Annotated in this window: 18 protein-coding genes; 1 reads left to right on the top strand and 17 read right to left on the bottom strand. The window is 47.7% G+C overall.

Translation table 11 applies throughout. The annotated features are described in order from the left end of the window. Nucleotides 1–44: 44 nt before the first annotated feature. The 11 genes from FHS17_RS06260 to FHS17_RS06210 all read right to left on the bottom strand — a co-directional run bounded on the left by FHS17_RS06260 (nucleotide 45) and on the right by FHS17_RS06210 (nucleotide 11,327). Complete coding sequence (locus FHS17_RS06260; protein WP_167276769.1) at nucleotides 45–1,115, bottom strand: alpha/beta hydrolase; 1,071 nt, start codon at nucleotides 1,113–1,115, stop codon at nucleotides 45–47. A 286-nt stretch (nucleotides 1,116–1,401) separates the two neighbouring features. Next, the gene (locus tag FHS17_RS06255; protein WP_167276766.1) at nucleotides 1,402–2,448 is read right to left on the bottom strand and encodes a LacI family DNA-binding transcriptional regulator; all 1,047 of its coding nucleotides are present in this window, start codon (nucleotides 2,446–2,448) and stop codon (nucleotides 1,402–1,404) included. A gap of 18 nt (nucleotides 2,449–2,466) precedes the next feature. Further along, nucleotides 2,467–3,042, bottom strand: coding sequence for an HAD family hydrolase (locus FHS17_RS06250; RefSeq protein WP_167276762.1), 576 nt, complete (start codon nucleotides 3,040–3,042; stop codon nucleotides 2,467–2,469). Further along, the gene (locus tag FHS17_RS06245) at nucleotides 3,032–4,051 is read right to left on the bottom strand and encodes an ABC transporter ATP-binding protein (RefSeq protein ID WP_167276758.1); all 1,020 of its coding nucleotides are present in this window, start codon (nucleotides 4,049–4,051) and stop codon (nucleotides 3,032–3,034) included. Before FHS17_RS06245 ends, FHS17_RS06250 begins: the two co-directional genes overlap by 11 nt. Continuing rightward, a complete protein-coding gene (locus tag FHS17_RS06240) occupies nucleotides 4,026–5,099 on the bottom strand; it encodes an ABC transporter ATP-binding protein (protein WP_279590335.1) in 1,074 nt (357 codons plus the stop codon). Before FHS17_RS06240 ends, FHS17_RS06245 begins: the two co-directional genes overlap by 26 nt. Nucleotides 5,100–5,132: 33 nt before the next feature. Next, the gene (locus FHS17_RS06235; protein WP_167276754.1) at nucleotides 5,133–6,278 is read right to left on the bottom strand and encodes an ABC transporter permease; all 1,146 of its coding nucleotides are present in this window, start codon (nucleotides 6,276–6,278) and stop codon (nucleotides 5,133–5,135) included. 3 nt (nucleotides 6,279–6,281) lie between these two features. Then, entirely contained in the window at nucleotides 6,282–7,280 is a 999-nt protein-coding gene (locus FHS17_RS06230; RefSeq protein WP_167276750.1) for an ABC transporter permease subunit, read from the bottom strand. 119 nt (nucleotides 7,281–7,399) lie between these two features. Next, the gene (locus FHS17_RS06225; protein ID WP_167276747.1) at nucleotides 7,400–9,397 is read right to left on the bottom strand and encodes an ABC transporter substrate-binding protein; all 1,998 of its coding nucleotides are present in this window, start codon (nucleotides 9,395–9,397) and stop codon (nucleotides 7,400–7,402) included. Nucleotides 9,398–9,698: 301 nt separating this feature from the next. Next, nucleotides 9,699–10,268 (bottom strand): SF0329 family protein, encoded by a 570-nt coding sequence (locus FHS17_RS06220; RefSeq protein WP_167276743.1) that lies wholly within the window; start codon nucleotides 10,266–10,268, stop codon nucleotides 9,699–9,701. A gap of 90 nt (nucleotides 10,269–10,358) precedes the next feature. Further along, nucleotides 10,359–10,520, bottom strand: a complete 162-nt coding sequence (locus tag FHS17_RS31200; protein ID WP_424992009.1) for an aldo/keto reductase — start codon at nucleotides 10,518–10,520, stop codon at nucleotides 10,359–10,361. A 6-nt stretch (nucleotides 10,521–10,526) separates the two neighbouring features. Next, nucleotides 10,527–11,327: an aldo/keto reductase gene (locus tag FHS17_RS06210; protein WP_167276737.1), complete on the bottom strand. Its 801-nt coding sequence runs from the start codon at nucleotides 11,325–11,327 to the stop codon at nucleotides 10,527–10,529. Between the two features lie 204 nt (nucleotides 11,328–11,531). Here FHS17_RS06210 and FHS17_RS06205 point away from each other — a divergent pair, with 204 nt between their 5' ends. After that, entirely contained in the window at nucleotides 11,532–12,050 is a 519-nt protein-coding gene (locus FHS17_RS06205; protein ID WP_167276734.1) for an RNase H family protein, read from the top strand. Nucleotides 12,051–12,229: 179 nt separating this feature from the next. Here the strand turns inward: FHS17_RS06205 and FHS17_RS06200 are convergent, their stop codons facing one another. The 6 genes from FHS17_RS06200 to FHS17_RS06175 form a co-directional block, all read right to left on the bottom strand. Continuing rightward, entirely contained in the window at nucleotides 12,230–13,489 is a 1,260-nt protein-coding gene (locus FHS17_RS06200; protein ID WP_208420250.1) for an endo-1,4-beta-xylanase, read from the bottom strand. Between the two features lie 91 nt (nucleotides 13,490–13,580). Beyond that, entirely contained in the window at nucleotides 13,581–14,525 is a 945-nt protein-coding gene (locus FHS17_RS06195; protein WP_167278159.1) for a carbohydrate ABC transporter permease, read from the bottom strand. Nucleotides 14,526–14,541: 16 nt separating this feature from the next. Beyond that, nucleotides 14,542–15,456, bottom strand: coding sequence for a carbohydrate ABC transporter permease (locus tag FHS17_RS06190; RefSeq protein WP_167276731.1), 915 nt, complete (start codon nucleotides 15,454–15,456; stop codon nucleotides 14,542–14,544). Further along, nucleotides 15,453–18,005: a DUF5696 domain-containing protein gene (locus tag FHS17_RS06185; RefSeq protein WP_167276727.1), complete on the bottom strand. Its 2,553-nt coding sequence runs from the start codon at nucleotides 18,003–18,005 to the stop codon at nucleotides 15,453–15,455. The genes FHS17_RS06190 and FHS17_RS06185 overlap by 4 nt, the downstream gene beginning before the upstream one ends. Before the next feature lie 224 nt (nucleotides 18,006–18,229). Next, complete coding sequence (locus FHS17_RS06180) at nucleotides 18,230–18,865, bottom strand: YIP1 family protein (protein ID WP_167276722.1); 636 nt, start codon at nucleotides 18,863–18,865, stop codon at nucleotides 18,230–18,232. Beyond that, the gene (locus FHS17_RS06175) at nucleotides 18,846–20,228 is read right to left on the bottom strand and encodes a hypothetical protein (protein ID WP_415639855.1); all 1,383 of its coding nucleotides are present in this window, start codon (nucleotides 20,226–20,228) and stop codon (nucleotides 18,846–18,848) included. Before FHS17_RS06175 ends, FHS17_RS06180 begins: the two co-directional genes overlap by 20 nt.

The following is a 20,228-nucleotide window of genomic DNA, read 5'->3' as shown; positions in this document are numbered from 1 at the left end:
TTCCTTTCTCTTCAATACGACAAAAATGATGGTGGAAGGAATGATTAGGTAAGCGTCTTCTGAACAATATCGGACATATATTCATCGCTATTTCTAAATATCAAGCGACTATAATTGTAGGCACCGTTATTCCAAACGTTGAAATCATGGAAACCATCCTTTATCAAAATTTGATAGTAATGACCAAGATGATTCCTCGCTTGTTCTAATAGACCTTCTATCGATTTTGCATAGCTGCCAATAGCGACACCATCGGCATCTCCACAGGTCATATATAGCAAATGAAGCTTATGATCGCATGATGCGAGACTTGCTCCAAGAACGTTGCCGTCACTCGATGTGGGAGCATTTGAAAAAGCTCCGACATAAGCGAACAAATCTAACATGCCTGACGCGAGCACCGTGTTATCTAGTCCGTTGTCCCAGATACTCTTGGTTCCAGTAAATCGTGTCGAATCATATCTGTAACCTCCGAGAGTCAGGTTCAGAGCTTGCATTCCCCCCATCGAAAGCCCGGCAATCGCTCGATGACTGCGATTATATACAATTCCCTCCGGTGATGTGTCTGTTATTTTCGCGTAGGTTTTGTATTTAGATTCTATCAATGGAATCAAATCATATCTCAGCTCATAATCGAAGTAATAGAATCCCAGCATATTGGTACCCTCCGAAGTGAAGGAAGTATCCATCCAGTCATGCGCGCTTCTTCCGTTGGGAAAGACGATGATCAGCGGATCGATATCGCCGTTTGCAATAAGATTGTCGAATAGATTGCAAATAATAAATCGTCCGTCAACCTTACCATTGCTGCTTAACCACTCATAATGATCCCCGCCGACTCCATGAAGTAAATACAATACATTATATCTGACGGCTGTGTCGTTCGGGTCATAGCCCGCTGGCAGGTAGACGTTGCATTTCTTCCATATGGAATCACCTTTAACGGTTTCTCTTCCTGCTTCACTTATAGCGATGTTCCGATCTGTTACAAGCTGTCGCGATAAATGAATATAGTTGCTTACCTCATAGGAAACCTCTTGAATCGTCCCTTGAAGCTCTTCATTAACGGACCTCAAATATTCGGCAGGCACCGCCGTTACATTCCTATTTTTCATGGTTCATTATCGTCCCTTCGGTCGCATTGTTATAGATCAATACTATCATGTCGATAAAGAGACATGTAACCTTATGAATTATATATCTAGCGGTTCAGCAGCCCGATTAAGGAGTCTTCCATGCATTATTGATTTTTTTACATTGCGGCAAAAAAAACCGCCCGCCGTCAGAGACAGTGGTCGGTTAATCTTGAACTATGTAGTTAGGAAACCAAGCATCATCTCCGGCTTCCGCGCCTGGACTTGCGCCGCTTCCCGTATGGGCGGGCGCCTACCATTAGCCGTTTCAACCTTGCCACTCTCCTTCTATCGAAGAACAGGAAGCTCCCTCGACGATTTTACTTTCGATGATTAAATGGTCCGGGTAATCGCCCTCGTTGCTGATGCCAAGCTTATGCATAAGCAGCTTGACGGACTGCGCCCCCAGCTCGGAGGGCTGCAAATCCATACCGGTCAGCGGCGGCATTGTCTGGTGCATCATCGAAAGATCGCCGCATATGACAAACAGGGAGATATCCTCGGGGATGCGCAGGCCCAAATCCTTAATCGCATTCATGGCGTTGAAGGCTGCTCGGTCGTCGTCCGCAATGATCGCCGTCACCTTCTCGCTGCTTTCCCGGATAACGCGGATCGTCTCAGCATAGCCGTAATGCAAATAATGATCCGATTGGATGTGCGGCTTGTAATGGTGCACAGAATCCCGCATAAGGAGCCGATGCTTTGCCAGCGCTTCCATGAATGCCGTTCTTCTCTCCATGGAGACGGTCGTCCCTTTCGATGCGTTCAGAAACATGAGATTCTTATGTCCTCTGGCAATCAAATAATCGCAAATGTCATGCACGATCCGAGCGTTATCGTTGTTTACCGTAGGAGCTTCCTCTACCTGCGCATTAAAAATTTTGCCTACCGTCACAAAGGGAATGCCGTTAAAGTGAAGCAAGCGAATCCTTTCATCCTCCTCCGTCGGCCCAAGCACAATCGCGCCGTCGATGGGGTAGCTGGCCAAGGAAGGCGTCCTCACCTCCAGCATCGGAAGCATATCGAGCAGCACTCTGTAGCCGAACCGGGAGGCCTCCAGCACGACGCCGTTAATAAATTGGTTGTGAAAGGCGCTGAAAAAGAAGTTGCCGTGCGGGATAGTTAGCCCGATCGCCATCGTCTTTTTTGTCACCAGGCTTCTCGCGATGTGATTCGGAACGTAATTCAGTTCCTTGGATGCCTTAAGCACTCTTTCCGTCACTTTCTTGCTGGTCGGCCTCTTTTGACTGAACACGTTGGAGACGGTTCCTTTGGATACGCCGGCAAGACGCGCCACATCATCGATTTTCGCCATGGTTAGCTGCTGCTCCCTTTAAGCCTGAACCCGCTTCTTCAAAGCGAGTTCCTCATTCAAACGATCCGCAAGTTCCACGAGCGCAAGCGGCTGCTCGATCGTGTAATCCGGCTGCTCCGCGGGATCAAGCGATGTCTTCGGGTAACGTGAGGTCCAGTTCAGATGCACGCTTGTAATGCCGGCCTGATTGGCTCCCCTGACATCGCGCGACAAGTTGTTTCCGACCATGATGATCCGGCTCCTATCCTGCTCGCTAAGCTCCATCGCGCCCATAGCCGCTCTGAACATGCGCGGACTTGGCTTCTCGACCTTCAACTGCTCGGAGTAGATCAATACTTCGAAGTAATCGTATAGGCCATTTATCGTTAATAAATTTTTGAACGATTGGGCCAAACCGTCGGCTACGATCGCAAGCCGGTAACCACGCTCCGCTAGAGTTCTAACCATCTCATCGGCTCCTGGAATAACTTTCCCCTCTATAACTGTGCCGTGCTCGTCGCGCACTTCCGTTCCTTCATCGATAATCGTATCTCCACAATCAAGAAAAATAATAAGTTCTTTCAGATCATTGTTCAGCGCTAGTTCACCGTTCATGCCTTGCCCCCCTTAATGTTAATTGTTCTGCGTAATGGCATGCCGCCATATGGTTGTCTCCGATATCCCGCAATGCGGGTATTTCCTTGACGCATTTCTCCGTCTTGTATGCGCAGCGAGGATGAAAGTGGCAGCCGCTTGGCGGATTCGCTGGATTAGGCACCTCCCCCTCCAGGACGATCCTATCCTTCTTCAGATCCGGATCCGGCTGCGGCACGGCGGAGAGAAGTGCCTCGGTATACGGATGTCTGGGCTGCTTAAACATGGAGTCTACGCCAGCCATCTCCACCACCTTGCCCAAATGCATAACCGCCACGCGGTCAGAAATGTTCTCGACGATCGATAGATCGTGCGAGATGAATATATAAGTGATTTTATATTGCTCCTGCAGATCCTTCAACAGATTAATGATTTGGGCTTGAATCGACACGTCCAGCGCGGATACCGCTTCATCGCATACGATAAGCCTCGGCTGGGTAATTAATGCCCGGGCAATGGCGATCCGCTGACGCTGTCCGCCGGAGAAGGCATGCGGATAACGTTTAAGATAGCTGACGTTTAATCCCGTTTTCTCCGCGATGGCCGACACCTTCCGCTCTACCTCCGATTTGGGCAGCTTGAAGTTGGCGATCAGAGGCTCGGATATGATATCGTACACGCTCATCCGCGGGCTTAGTGAGGAGTAAGGATCCTGAAAAATCATCTGAACGTCTTTCCTGAACTTCTTCGATTCGGCGCCTTTTAGTTTAAGAAAATCAACGGCCTCTCCACCCTCCGTACGGTAGACGACTTCGCCGGAGGTGGCATTCATGCCCCTCACGATGCACCGGCCCAGCGTTGTCTTGCCGCAGCCGGATTCCCCGACGATGCTCAGCGTCTCCCCCTCCAGCAGCTGAAAGGAAACATCCTGCAGTACGCGCACGGATACCGGTTTCGCGAACAATGCCTTCTTGGACTTTACTTTGAAATCCTTATTGAGATTTTTAATTTCCAATATGGGCTTCGCCATCGTTATCCCCTCCCTGCTGGTCCGAATATAGGAAGCATCTGACTGTATGGCTGCCCGAAATTTGCGTCACGGGCACGGACCGCATATTGCATACGCCTTCGATCCGGTCCTTGCAGCGTTCGTAGAAGCCGCACATCGGCGGCATATTGATCGGAATCGGAACCGAACCCTCGATCGATTCCAGCCGTTTCGTCTTATTGCCGCCAAGTCTAGGCATCGAGCGTAAGAGTCCTTTCGTATAAGGGTGCTTCGGATTACGGAAAATCTCCTTCATTGGCGCCTGCTCGACGATTTTCCCAAGATACATAACGGCAACCTCATCGCACATTTCCGCGATGATGCCCAGATCATGCGTCACCAGCAGGATCGCCATCCCGAATTCCTGCTGCAGCCGCTTCATCAGCTCCAGCACCTGTGCTTGAATCGTCACATCAAGCGCTGTCGTCGGCTCGTCGGCGATCAGCAGCTCAGGGTTGCATGACAATGCCATCGAGATCATCGCCCGTTGGCGCATCCCGCCTGAGAATTCATGCGGGTACTGGTCGAATCGCTTTTCCTGATCCGATATACCGACCTTGCTCAGCATCTCGAGCGTAATCTTCTTCGCTTCCTTTTTGTTCTTGGTCCGATGGATCAATATCGCTTCCATAATCTGATTTCCGATCGTGTACATCGGCGAGAAAGCCGTCATCGGCTCTTGGAAGATCATTGCGATCCTCCGCCCGCGAATAGAACGGATCTTACGGCCGTTTGGGTCCAGCGTAAGCAGATCCAGCGGTTCCTCCTTCGCCTCGGGTTCTATCGACGACGACCGATAAGAGATCGTCCCGGACGTCTCGCATTCCTTCGGATTAATGCCGATAAGCGCCCGGCTCGTCAAGCTTTTACCGCAGCCTGACTCGCCTACGAGACCTAATGTCTTGCCTCTGCGGATTTCGAAATCGACCCCGTCCACCGCATTCATCACTCCGTTATCCATTTGAATCCGAATTTTCAGGTCCCGAACACGGAGAAGTGGCATTTGCGGTTGAGCGGCTTCTGCTGTCATAGGTATCCCCTCGCTATAACCTTATATTTTGACCTACCTTTTGTATGGATCCGCCGCGTCGCGCAGGCCGTCGCCCAAAAAGTTGAACGTCAAGACGGTGAGAATAACCGTGCCGAGCGGAATGATTTTCCATGGATAAAGAGCAATATTATCGATCTTCTGGGCTTCCTGCAGCAGCACGCCCCAGCTGGTGGCGGGTGACCGAATGCCAAGCCCGAGGAAGCTCATAGCGGTCTCGGCCAGAATCATCCCGGGAATTGCCAGCGTCGTGGCTACGACCAGGTAGCTTATAAAGCCGGGCAGCAAATGCTTGGCGATAATTTTCGCGTCACTGACGCCGGCGATTTTGGCTGCAACGACGTAATCCTCGTTTTTAAGAGAGATAAACTTGCCCCGTACGACCCGCGCTAGTCCCGTCCATTCAATAAACGCGAAGATGATAACGATATAGAAGTACATTCGGACGACCGGAATGCGTGGTGGAATCGCCGCGGACAGCGCCATCCATAACGGAAGCGTCGGGAAGGAGCGTATAATTTCGATAACCCGTTGAATGACGGCATCCAGCCAGCCTCCGAAATAGCCGGAAACTCCGCCGATAATCAAGCCCAATACAAAGCTGATGCCAACCCCAACCAGAGGAATGCTTAACGATACCTGGCTTCCTAGCAAAATGCGGGAAAATAAGTCTCTGCCAAGCGAGTCCGTGCCGAGCAGAAAGAGACGACCGGGCTCCTCGACACCGATTAGATGCGTGGAGGAAGGTATGAGGCCGAGAAACTTGTAGCGCTCCCCTTTAACAAATAACTGAAGAGGATACTTCTTCTTCGTGTCAGCCGTAAAGATTTTGCGCATTGTCTCTGGATCGCGCCCCGACTTCAGCCCGTATACGAATGGCCGAATATGGAACTTTCCTTCCGTATCGACGAATCGCAGCTTCATCGGCGAGGCGTTTACGTATTTGCTGTCGTAGTTTTCCAGTCCGTAGGGGGCTAGAAATTGGGCGAATAACGCTCCCGCATATAAAAGCGCCAGTACGATCAAGCTGATTCGGGCGAGCTTATGCTTCTTGAACCTTACGTACATAAGCCGCCATTGCGAGCTATAGTTCGCGTCCTTGTCCACAGCTGGCTCATCGCCAGACTCTTGTCGTCTTCCGAATACCGGCAGTAGTTTCATTGTCTACGTTCCCCTGAATTCTGTACGGATTTTTGGATCCAGCCATGCGAGCAAAATGTCCGAAATCAATGTTCCGAGCACCGTCAAGAGAGCCATGAACAGCAGCCAAGTCCCCGCCAGATACATGTCCTGTCCAAGCAAGGCATTAAACATGACCGGCCCTTGAATCGGCAAATTAAGAACGATCGCCGTTATCGTGGATCCGGTGAAGATCGACGTAAGCGACCAGCCGAACGTGCTGACAATCGGGTTCAGAGCAGCCCTTGTCGGGTACTTGAACAATATCCTTCCCTCCGATAAGCCTTTCGCTCTTGCCGTAATGACGTTCGGCTTATTTAACTCATCCAGCATCTGACCCCGCATAACGCGAATCAAATCCGCCGTCCCAGACAACCCGATGACGATGACGGGTATGACCATATGCTTTGCCAGATCGACAGCCTTGTCCATTGACCACGGCGCATTTACGTATTCGGCGGAGAACAAACCGAGCAGCGGGTCGCCAAACCAGGTATAGGAGAGGAACATCAGTATGACGGCCATCAGAAAATGCGGCGTCGCCATTCCGAGAAAGCTCAGCCCGGAGAAGAAATAGTCGCCTACCGAATATTGCTTGACCGCGCAGTAGATTCCGATCGGAATGGCCACAAGATATTGGAAAGCCATTGTGACCAAAGATACGGTTAACGTCAGACCCATATATTGTTCAATCACGTCTAGCACAGGCTTGTTATAGTTAAAGGAGAACCCAAAGTCTCCGTACAATACGATGTCCTTCACCCAAATGAAGTACTGCTCGTAAACGGGACGATCAAGACCGAGATCCGCCCGCATCGCATCCATGTCTTCCTGCGTGAATATCTCTCCTGCAACTGAAGCCTCAGCCGCGTAATTGGATACGTAATCGCCGGGTGGCAGCTGTATGATATAGAACACGATAACGGAGATGAAAAACACGACCGGGATAGCCAGCAAAATACGCTTCAACGTATACTGTAGCACCTGTTATCCTCCCTTCCCTTTCACCACTCTTCGTTGCCTGAATGAATTATCTTTAGAATGAACATGCCGCCGCAAGGGAAAGCCACCGCTCCCCCTTGCGGTATGCATGTAAAATAAAGTTATGGATTCAAATAGAACTGCGCGGGGTGGGCCGCTCCAAGCGAACGGAACTCGTCAGCCCAGATCAGATCCTCCGGGATGTTGCCCATCTTGTTCGAAGCGGCGATCAAGGTTGGCGTCGGGCCGGCGTATCCGATCACCCATTGGTTTTTCATATGCAGCTTGACGATCTCGTCGCCGAGCCTGTTAATCTCTTCGGTCGTTCCTGCCGCCTTAATCTGATCCCAGTACTCTAGAATTTTGGCGATGTCACCCTCCGGCTTCATGCCTTCCTTACCTCCCGATGAAACGTACAAGCCGTATTGTCCATACCACGGGGTCAGGACTCGAAGCGGCACAAGCGCGTCGGGACGGTATGCGACGTTCACAACGGAAATGTTCTCAATGCTCACCGGCACCTGATTCGAATATTTCAGCTCCTGCAGCGTCGCCTGATCAACGAGCTTCACGTTTGTCTTAATGCCCATATCCTCGTAATACTTCTTGAGGAGCTCGGTGTAATTGGCGCTATCCTCTGAAGAATCCATAATGGTGAGGGTCACATCCTTGCCATCCGGGAACAACCGGAAGTCGTTCTTGTCGCGCTTCGTTAATCCAATCTCGTCGAGCAGTGAGTTAGCCCGCTCGGGGTCGAAGCTTGACCATTGGTCCGCCCAGCCTTCCTGATAGCCGACAAGCCCTTCCTGAACGGAGGCCTGGATTGGATCCGCGATGCCATTCGTCACGATTTCTGTAATTTCAGTGCGGTTAACCCCAATTGAAAGAGCCTCCCTAAAGCGGATATCCTGGAACAATTTACGAAGATTTGGATCGTCGATCGTTTGGTTGAGCTGGATACCCGAAGTCATCCAAGCCGGCTGCTGCCAAGTGATGACACGGAAATCACCCTTCTTCTCGTTTTCCTTCAGTACGGTGAAATCCTGCGCTCCGAACGTAGATAGGTTAAAGTCGCCCGCCAGCGTGCCAAGAACCCGTTGGCTCGGATCTTGAATTTTCGTTGCGACGATTCGGTCCATGTAGGGCAGCTGATTGCCTTCCTTGTCTGTTTTCCAATAGTACGGGTTCCGCTCCATGATGAACTGATCGCTGTTCGGATCGTTCTTGGCCACCCATGGCCGGAGCGTTGGGATCTGCGGGTAAAGCCAGTAATAATAACCGGTTTCCTTCAGGAAGGCTGTCGTATCCTCGAAGCCCCATTGCTTGGCGATCTCCAGTGCTTTGTCCTCGCCGACAAACTCGGGCAGGATTGTCTTGTGGAAATGGGCCGGCGCGAAAAACCACTTGTTGTCGATCGCGACACGTTCAAGAAACTGTACGCTCGGGTACTTGTGAACAACCTTGAACGTGTAATCGTCCACCTTCGTTACCGTGGCCAGAGCCTTATCTCCCGTAACCGGATCAACCGAATAATAGGCATCATAGATCGCCTTGCCGAAGGTTTCCTTTGTCAACATGTGCTCCCAATAGAACAACACGTCGTCCGCTGTAAAAGGTACTCCGTCGGACCATTTCATACCTTCTCTAAGATGAATAATAAATTCGGTCGAATCTTCGTTGACCTCATAGCTTTTGGCTACGTTCGGTTCTACGCCGCTGCCATCCTTGTTGAAACGGAAAAGCGCCTCCTCCGTCGGCTGTCCGACGGACCACTTGTCGCCAGGCCCCGTCCAGGCCATCGTCCAATCGCCGCCATACCGTCCGATTTCGTTGACCACGGGCTCTACCATGACGTCTGCTTGGACCGGGAGGCGTTCCGCCAGCGGAGGGAGCGTGCCGTCTGCTGCGAGCTTGGCTAGCATTGGCGCTTCTTTGGCTGCTGTCGTGCCCGCACCCCCGCCTCCTCCCTTGTCTTCCTCCTTGTTCGTGCCCTTATTGTCGTTGCTCGGCTCTCCGGCCGAGTTCGACGGCGCCGGTGAATTATTGTTATTCGTGCACCCTGCCGAAATAATAGAAAGGATGACTAATAGAACAGCTAGAAGCTTCCGCTGTCTCCTCACATGAACCCCTCCATTCGTGAACTTTGCTTGTATCGACTATGCTGCGCTCCCCTTCTTTCTTGCTATGAACCGATTCTTGGCTGCTAGTAAGACCCCAAGGCTCACCTCCGATATATTAATTTTTTGTAAATTGTATGCGCTTTATTTGAAAGAATGTCATTTTTTAAAGCGGTTTAAAATATGAATCCAAAAAAATATAAAGCGCTTAACCAACCATTATCATTCATGGCAATAAAAATGAGCCAACCATTGTGATGTCACAACGATTGGCTCATTCCATAGAGGTTCATTTATAGATTTCTCAAAACGTACTAAGTCGTAGTTCATAAAAATACTGCACACTTGGATGCTTTAGCTTTATTGTATCCTTCATGTTTACAATCCGCTTTTTTCCAACTCGTCTGTCAACTAACGCCAGAATATTTAACAAGATATTATTGCTCTCTAGGCTTTCCTCAATAGAACTGGCTAGAAACTTAGTAGCTTCAACTGTAAAGTTTGATTTACTTAATGTTGACTGCGCTGAAATAAGCTCCTTTGCAAGTTCAGATATTTTTCTGCCTCTAGCCATTATTTTTAAACGATCCTCCGGAATCGGCCCCTTGGCACCTTTTCTGACCGCTTCAATTTCTTGAGTGGTAATAGGAATATAGAGATCTGGATCATTCTTAATTTCCATCTCCGTTTGATACCATCTGATTAATGTCGTAGCATCACTCATATTAAGTACGTTCTTTTTGTCTACGGCAATATAACAATGACCTGCTTTATCGGGTGAATAACGATAGCTGGTTGCCGTATATTCGACCTTCCCAATTAATGCAGGACAGAGAAAACTCTCCAATTGTTGCTTCAATTTACTCCAGGACATGTAATCCTCCAATGATGTATAAGAATAATACCTATTAAGGCAGTCATTCTATTATATCCTTTTTACAACAACAAACACATCGGTTATCCCTTAATCCCGTAAGCTCAGGTATTTCATCTCCGCTTCAGTAAAGCGGACCTTATCAGCCTTCAAGCAATCTTCAAGCTGATCATGTGTATGGCAGCCGATGATCGGAATAGTTGGGAACGGCTGTGACAGCATGTAACCTAGGGCAACTTGACTAACCGTAATTCCCTTCTACTCCGCGAGGATACGAATCCGATCAAATTTTTCTCGATTGGAATTCGATCGATAAATGGCTGCCACGCTGTCATTGTTAAAGGAGAGCCGGCCTTCATTAAGCTTGGTGAACAAACCTTGCGCTTGTGAGGAATATGGAATGGAAGTTAGACCTGTGTCGCAATGCAGCTTGAACATATTCTCATCCATGACAACCAAAGTTGGATCTTCATTTTTTGAGGGATCAACGGAAGCTAGACTCCACATCGGCTGATTCGCACTAAAAGCTTGAAGTCCATGAGATTCAGCATAAAGCTGAGCTTCTAGAATCCTTTCCGTTGTCCAGTTGGAACAGCCGAAATATCGGATCTTCCCCTCTTTAGCCAGGTCATTCAAAGTCTCCATAATCTCACCAGCATTGCGATCTCGATCATCACGATGCAGCCAGTACAAATCGATGGTGTCTACCTGCAATCTCCTCAGGCTTCCTTCAACATCTTCTGAAATTTCCTCACGCGATAAACGAGAGATCTGCATCGTCGACATACGAGGATGCGCTCCCTTAGTCGTCACGATCAACTTATTACGGTTGCCTCTCACCTTCATCCAATGGCCAATCGTGGATTCGCTGATGCTTTTTTCACCCGGCAGCCAATTCGCATACACCTCGGCTGTATCGATCATATTCCCGCCGTTTGCCACATACGCGTCCATGAGTGCAAAAGACTTCTTCTCATCCAATGTGCTGCCAAACGGCACACCGCCAAGCGCGAGCGATGAACTCGTAAGCTCTGTACCTGGTATCTTCACCTGTTCCATAAGTTCCCTCCATATTTATCTTTTTATAGTAAGATGTTAACGACATCTTGGTTAAAAACTGATAATTCCAATTATAACGGGATCTAATTCCGCTATCCAGCAGTGTATCGGTTTTGTACTGCGCAGGTTTAAATTGTATACCTTCGGTTATGCTGATCGAGTACTAATTACTTGTTCCATCTATTAATAGGAGATACGCTGCTCATGGATGTAATGAATGACCTGCTGGTCAAAAAAGCCTTTACGAGCCCTAAGCTGAGACCATATATTTTAAATAAAGGAACGATGTTTCTTTATTGCGATTACGCCGGCTTCGCTTCGCGTAACGTTTACGGAGCAGCTTGTTGTATGGTGTTTAATCGAGTGATAAGCATAACAGCCAAGAAACTGCCGATTACACGGGATCAAGGTTCGAACTACGGCGAATTAATGGCGATCATTCTAAGTCTAGAAACACTTGCTGCAGCATTAGTGGAACATCAGCCAAAAATCGCCGTCATATTTACCGACTGTATCCGCATTTCGCATCTCTTAAATCAAGAAAAATTTTCGCAGCACGTTGAAAAACAAGGAAGAGATGAACTATTATCGGTTCTAGACAATCTCAAACGTATGTATCCCGAGGTTGATATTCAGATCAAATATATTAGTAAACATAAGAAAAACAACCACTTGCATAGACTGGCTCACAATACGGCTAGGGAAACTGCCTTAAAAACCTGATTATCATAACATACCCTAATATGATCGCAACTGTTTGGAGGCCGTTGCCATGTATGAAATAGAAGATGATATCATTACGAAGGTTTGGTTTCTTAAAGATGATGAGTAATTTTACGTTACTTTTCACCTTTCTAATCGAGCAAAAAAGGCCGCTCCTCTTGGAGCGGCCACACCTTGTACTAGAGCTTTGAAGGATCTACGATCGCCCAGAATGCAGGCTTCGCCTGCAGCTGCTTGTCAAACAGAAGCGGTGCTTCCGTCCTAGTGACCGGAAATGTGCTTAACCAGGTATGATCGTCAGCGATCCCCCAGAATACAACGGCACTGACCAGTCCTGCGTTGGTCTTTAATGCTTCGAACAGCTCCTTATATCGCTGTGCCTGCTTCTGGAGAATGTCATCCGGTACAGCAGCTCCAAGATCGGAACGGTCATTCCAGTTATAGAGGCTCATATCAAGCTCGGTAATCTGGTTATCGAGCCCCAGCTCCTTGAATTTCTTCATAGAATCAATAATATTCATTACTGACGGGTTATAAATGCTAATATGGGTCTGATGGCCAACACCGTCAATCGGAACACCTTTATCGAGCATCTCTTTTACCAAGGCATACAGTCGATCCCGCTTCTTCGGATCATCGGTTCCATAATCATTAATATACAGCTTAATTCCAGGACCTCCCGCTTCCCTTGCAGCCCGGAAGGCTGTCGCAATATAGTCGGTTCCCGTTATTTTATACCAGTTGCTGTTCCGCATGCCGTCTGGATCTGCAGGCTCAATTACTTCGTTAACGACATCCCAATATTGAATATCATCCTTATAGCGACTAACAATGGCCTGGATATGAGCATCCAGGCGGTCCAGCAGAAGTTTCTTATTGGCTTCACGCTTCTTGGTATCTGTCTCATCTACCATCGCTTTCCCTTGTGTATCCAGGAAAAACCAGTCCGGCACCTGACTGTGCCATACAAGGGTATGGAAGCGGACAGCCATCCCATTCGCCTTGGCAAAAGCGACAATCAGATCCGCCTGATCCCATTTAAATTGCCCTTCTACCGGCTGGATGGAAGCCGGCTTCATCGCATTTTCGGCGACTAGCATATTCACTTGCTTCTTCATCAGATCTGCCGATAATCCGCTCGTCTGATTCGGCTCAAGAGCAGCTCCAATGGCAAAATCATTCTTGAAGGTTGCCGCCAGCGACGGTATATCCTTCTGAATGGAAGGCGCTGCGGCTTCAGCCGGCTGCTTAGACGGCTCTGTACTGCGTTTCGGTTCTTGTGGTGTTACGGAATCTGGTTGTTCCGTGGTTTGAACAGGAGCCTCAGCAGTCTGATCGGTTTCTCCGGATTTGTTCAACGCTAGTACTAGTAGGATTACAGCGAGGAGAGCTGCAGAGAGAATAATAGCAAAAAAAACTTTCTTACGTACTTGAAGCATAAGAAACCCGCCTTCTTCTTTTGAAATAAGAAACACCTAGTGAGAATGCTGTGTCCAGCCATTTCCCACTAGGTGAATCCCCAACCCTATTTTACCCAACAAGTCCTGTCCGCTCGATACTTTCGACGAAGTATCGCTGCACGAACAGATACATAATGATAAGAGGCAGAATAGCAAGCAGAATCCCTGTATCCTGCACCATACTTAAGTAGAACGGATCCTTCGCTGATGCGTCATTCCCAAGAACGATAGACAGATTATAAGGCAAGGACGAAAGCTGCGTTGACATGACATTGCTCGAGGTGAGATAGGTTGTCGTAAAAAAGCTGTCATTCCACTGCCAAACAAACGAGAAGAGCAGTACCGTAATAATGGAAGGAATCGCATTAGGAAGCATAATTCGCAGGAACGTCTGACCGACACTCGCTCCATCCATATAAGCTGCTTCTTCGACCTCCCGCGGAATGCCCCGGAAGAACTGCCGAAAGATAAAAATATATAATCCGGCTTTCAGGGAATTTGCTGTTATGGAGGTTAAGATAAACGGCCAATAGGAATTCAGCAAATTGACAGGTTTTCCGGTAATAAGAGGAATAATCCCCATCAGACTGAAGTCTTTCAGATTCAGATACATCGGTATAAGTATCGTTGTAGGTGGGACCATGATCGTTAGGATAACACCGGCAAACAACAGGTTACTGCCTTTGAATTTCAATCTTGCAAAGGCATATCCCGCCAGCGCGCAAGAGAGAGCCGTCAGAATTGTCGTTGTAGCCGACAGCGTGAATGTATTCAGGAGCGTCTTCCAGTAGTCCATAATGGAGATCGCATTCTTGAAGTTCTCAAGCGAATAATGCTCGGGAATCCACACGACAATGGGTGAATATAGATCCGTTTTTGCTTTTATAGCAGTAGATATTTTCTGAATGATTGGGTATAAAATAACAAACGAAAGTCCGGCAATCAAGACAAGTCGGACGAACGACCAAATCCAGCGCTTCCAGCTTTCAAAGGATAACAATCGGGCTATAATCAACGAACTCACCTTCTTTCTATTCCTGGTAGAAGACCTTCCTCGAAACGATATAGGAACTAATCAGCAGAATCAGCATAATTGACACGAAATAAAGCCAAGCCATTGCCGAACTAAGTCCAAAGTCAAAGTTGGTAAACCCCGTCTCTTTAATGAGATCTGTCATTTCGTTCCTAGAGAAGGAATCAATAATGGTATAGATCATATTAACTAGAATTAGAGGGCTGACCATCGGGAACGTAATTTTCCAGAACGCCTCGTAGCCTGTTGCCCCTTCCATTTTGGAAGCTTCATACAGCTGCGGGGAGATAGTCTGAATGCCTGCCAGGAAGATAAGAATCTGTACCCCTGATTGGCTGACGATCAGGTAGATTCTTTCTACCGCACTAGTCAAATAATTAACAATGCTCTCACTTACGCCTGCATCCAGCATTAGTCCCGCCAGCTCATATGCGCCTAAAGCATGAATAGCACCGCCGGAGCCTTGGTTCTGATCGTTAACCGCTTGAACCAGGCTTGATGTCTCCAGCGTCATAATTACACCGGAAGCTAGGATAACAGGCAGGAAAAAGATCGAACGCGCAATGGAACGGCCAATAAACTTCTGATTAAGCAGAACGGCCAGGAACAAGCTGAATATTACAATTAACGGGACATTAACAACCATGTTAATGATGGACTCCGTCAGCGTACGGTTAAAGCTTGTGTTCACGGTCAGAGCATTGATATAGTTCTCAAAGCCGATGAAACTGATTTTCATACCGGATGAATTTGCTTCAATCTTGCTGAGACTATATCGGAAAGAGTTGACCAGCGGAATAATAAAGAAGAAGATGAACCCTAGCAGCCAAGGCAATACAAACAGAAATCCGAGCAGCGCCTTTTGCTCTGCATAGGTTCTATTCTTCATGCCGAGCTTGGATATCAGTTTCAAGATTGGCCACCACCCGTCATGTAGCTCTCAGCTTCAATGGTCTTGCCTTCTATCGTCACTTGTGAGTGGTTATAGTTGACAATGACATACATGCCATTTCCATACACCGTCTTATAAACGCCTTGTTGCAGCTTCTCATGTCCTGTAATCGGCTCATGTTGGACACTCTTCAGAACCTTGTTCACCTCTTGATACATGCCTGCAGCCTTGTCAATCCACAGCTTGTAGTTCACCGCAAACAGCTCGTTATGATCGGTGTCCTTCACCGAATAATTCGGCTCATAGATCCATTCGAAATACACATTAGCGCCATACTCCAGACACTGCAGAATATATTGCTTCTCATTGGTATAATTGGACAGGTTATAAGGAGCTCCCGTATAATCCACAAATCCGCGGACAACCATCTGATAGAACGGAATTTGCTCATCCTCCAGCTTAAAGCCGCTGTTACCCATCGGAGCATCAGTAAGGTCAGATAAGTAGGAAAGCGCATAAGCATTACCGCCGTTACCCATCACCTGCAGATTCCCATCCTGCAGCTTCGCTAGTGCCGCCTTGGATATCTTCTCGGACTCTGTTCTGTCGATCTGATCATGCTTCCGGTAATCACTGTTCAATTGATCGGCAAGGTCCCTGAGCGAAATGCCATCCGTATTAAATTTACTGATCGCTTTCAAAGTTGAATCTACATAGCTCTCAACAAGCCGAGGCGAAACGATATAAGATGGAGATTTGTTAATATCTCGCCGATTTAAAGCCAAGTCTACCGGATAAATCGCTGCAGGGTTCCCTCTTAGCGTTCTGGATGCCGATTTGGATTCATCAAAATCCGCGCCACTATTTGCCGTCAGGAGCGCTACGTCTGGATAAAGCGTAACCCCGTTGCCTGCAGCAAACGATGCCAAGTCCTTCAGCCCTTTGCTTCCACCGATCTCACTGTCTACCGAAATAGATTTGGGCACTTTATGATCAAGCCCCCCGTTAAACCATCCGGCATACTTCAGCTTAATATTATGAATATCCAGCTGCTTCATCTGATTGATAATCGCTTTAGCTTCACTGAAGGTAGTCAATGTCTCTAGCGCACGATACGGAATGCCCATAAAATGCTTTTTATCCGTAATACTTCCGTCCAGTTGGAGGTAGAATGGAATGTTATCCTCAACTGCAGCTTTCTCCCGAACAGGCAAAGCTTTGTTATTGACCAGGTACTCTTTGTAATAGCTGGCCATTCCCTGATAAGTGGCATCCTTCCCGTTCAGGAAGGCATATCGAACAACAAAATCAGACTTCATCGGATTTTCCTGGAACTTCGGAAGAGAACGCTGCTGACCGTTGGCATCCAACGTTACCTCGCCTTTATTGACGACATTAAAACTTGGGTAAACGTAGTTATAGCTGTTCAGCCTGCCGCTAATATCCGCATTAATCGTTGCAATTGATTCCCCTTGCTCTATAATGCCAAGGAAAGCGCTGTTCTCACGAATGATACCGAATACCGGAAGTCTGACTGCCTCTTCTCTTGCAGCATCTTCTGTTCTTGCCATTGTTTTGTCTTGACCATAGACAAGCTGCTGATAAGAAGGGTATCTGGTTTTTCCGCTGTTAAAGTTAATAAGTGCACCGGAGCCGTCAGGAACAAGCATCGTTCCTTTCTCGTCTGTCCCGCCTGCTCCAAAGAAATTAAGGAAGGATACACTGTTTACCGGATACTCTTTGGGGTAGTGAATATCTTTCACCGGGACGGTAGCAATCAGACTGTTGCCGTCCAAGGTGTACTCAAGTGTAGCTTCGAATATTCTCGGGGCTGTTTTCTCCTGAGAGAAATGAAGCTCCTCCATATCTTTCTTCAGATCTTCCTCCGAATAGCCGGCAGCTTCGATCGCTTTTAGTGCCCGGTCAAGCTGAAGCCCGTTTAACGCGCTGTCATTTCGTTCATACGCCGTCTGTTCCTTATTTTCTTTATAGGCGATTTTTAGCGCACGTTGTCCCGTTTTGTCCAGCTTCTTGTTTAATGCCTCAAACCGCTCAGTAGTCATCATCTTGGGCATATCTTCAAGCGTTTTCTCCGCCTTGCCGAATTGATAGGTAACGCTGAGACCATTCGGAAGTTTCTCCATGTTGATCTGTTTGTTAACTACGCTGTCCGAATAGGAATTAATCGAGTTAAGCTGACCGAAATTATTGTAGAAGTCCAGCTTGATCTGAGCTGATAATAAGTCCTTATTTACCCCGGCAGCAAGAGTATCCCCGTTGCTGCCGGGTGGGTTACTGCGCCAAACATCTCCGCTTTGCTTATTAAGAACAGCGATAGCACCAGTCTGATCATCTGCGAATAACTGAAGTTGATCATTCTCGGCCACCCCTTTCATGTCGGCAAAGCGGGGATCACTGAAGGACGCGCTCAAAGCCTTTCCCTGCGTAAACGCCATTGCGGCTTGCTCGGCTTCTCCCGCCTGTTTGCCCGATGTGGAATCCGAGCATCCGGCAAGCATGATCCCAACCAGACAGCATGCGGTCAGCAGGGCCATTCTGGCCTTATTCATCTTCTTGCCTCCTCAAATGAATGATCACCCAAATGGCCAGCTTCTGGCCATTGTGATGATTCATACTTCGTAAGCATCAACTTAAAAGAATTGTGAAGCAATTCTTGCTTCGAAAGCATATGCCTCATGAATGATCACCCAATGGCCAGCTTCAGGCCATTGTGATGATTCATACTTCGTAAGCTCAAAAGAATTGTGAAGCAATTCTTGCTTCGAAAGCGCTGCTAACGCCTAAGCACGATTTCCTGGTGAATGACTTGTACGAAAGCGATCATCTGCTGAATCAAACTAAAGAATAATAAGCATAAGAAAGCCATAAACGCCATGGCCACAATAGTGAGAATAATGGTTCCGATTGTCTTCGACGGTGAATATTGCTGTACTGTCATATTGCCGACAAACAGGAGATAGGCGCACCAGAGTACAGACAAACTATTGAAAAATTGATAGAAAGATACCTCTTCCAGCGAAATGAGGTTACTCAGCCCGATCCATGGCAATTGAATGACCAGGAGGGGTACCAAGGCAAAGCAAGTCGAGGTAAAGATATCGACAAATTTGCCTTCCCCGTCCATTAAGGTTGTCAGCGACCAATTCGCTACACACCAGAACAGGACAGGCACCACGACATATAACGTCTCCATCAGACTGTTAATACTGTCCGGATATACAATGTTGACAAGAAATCCGCTGTACTGGGTCTTCATAATCTTCATGACGATCAGCAGGAACAAGATGACCAAGGAGATGACCAGATTCATCTTCCGACTGCGTTCATATTTCAATTCCCAGAAGCCATTAAAGGGATGCAGAATCAAATATAACGGATATTTGTACAGCTCACTGTTCCATGAAGGCAACCTTCTTCACCCCTTTCCGTTTCCGGTACTTGCTGATCCCGAACCAACAAACAATGACTAGAAGAACGCCTGTCATGATTCCGGGGAAATACTCGCGGAGCACTTCTTTGCGGTAAAGCAGGAAGGCCTTGGAATAATCCTTCTGATCCATACTCTCCTTGAAATATTTCATGGCTTCGTGATAATCGCCTTGACGCAGCAGTGACTTACCAATCCCCGCATACGCAAATTCCAGATTGGAGTTCATGTTGATTGTCTGCTGATACAAGCTATAGGCTTTATCTTCATCACCATTGTAATAAGCTCTGACAGCTTCATTAAGCGTGCGGCCGTACTCGGTTGTCTGGAATACAGTAATCTCACCAAGTGCTTTATCAAGCACGAGGAATTCATCGCCAAGTCGCTCAATAGCCACCGGCGTATTGAATTGCCCCATTTGATTGCCCATTCCGCCGAACACATACAACAAATGGCCATCTCCGTCGTAAGTAAAAATTCTGCCCCGTTTGCCGTCCAGAATGGAGAAAATCTCGCTGTCACCTACGTCAATATCGATTAATCGGGATGGTCCATCAGCAGTCCTATAGCGAATGTCACCTTCGGGGGCAAAGTATCCGTTTCTCCGTAAGATATCATTGCCCTGGGCATTCAGTTTTTTGACATTCCCGCTTTCCTGACCGTTCGTTGCATAAATAAAGCCTTCCTGGTCGATGTCCAGATTCGTAAATTCGGTTGGCGTAAACATGACCATCTGGCTTTTCTGTGCTTTGGTCGATAGCATCTTCCATAAATAATCCGTCGGATTAAAGAAGACCTTGTTCGCTCCAACGAACGAAGTAAACGTGCCGTCCGGACTAAATTCCATAAATCCGTCGTACACGCCAGTGGACATGACATAAATCCGCTGCGCCTTATCAACAACAACCCGTACCGGCTGAAAATCAAATTTCTCGTTCAGCATATCTGACTTTGGAGCTTCAATAACTTTTATCAGATTATTGCTCTGATCAAGCTGGACAATCCGTTTATTGCCGGTGTCTGCTACTACAAGCTGCTTATTGCCGGTAACGAACAATCCTTGGGGATTATTAAAGGTCTCTTCTTTGCCGCCATGGACAAACGAACTGATCGTCTGTACTTGCTGGAACTTGTTATCCAGCACGACAACTCGGTTATTGCCTGAATCAAGCACATAGATTTGTTGATCCTCTGTCACATGAAAATCGCTTGGCTCTTTGAAAGCTCCTGCTCCTATACTTTCACCGTTCCACAAAACATTTGCCTGATAGGCTGCTGGAGCAACGGTAGTTAACCCCCAATAAGAATAGTTATAGGATTCTGCGCCATCCGCCGCCTGAACCAT

Origin of the sequence: Paenibacillus lupini, assembly GCF_011761355.1 — a bacterium.
Taxonomy (GTDB): domain Bacteria; phylum Bacillota; class Bacilli; order Paenibacillales; family Paenibacillaceae; genus Pristimantibacillus; species Pristimantibacillus lupini.
Note: the sequence above shows the minus strand (reverse complement) of the source record. Positions and strands in the feature narration are given on the sequence as shown.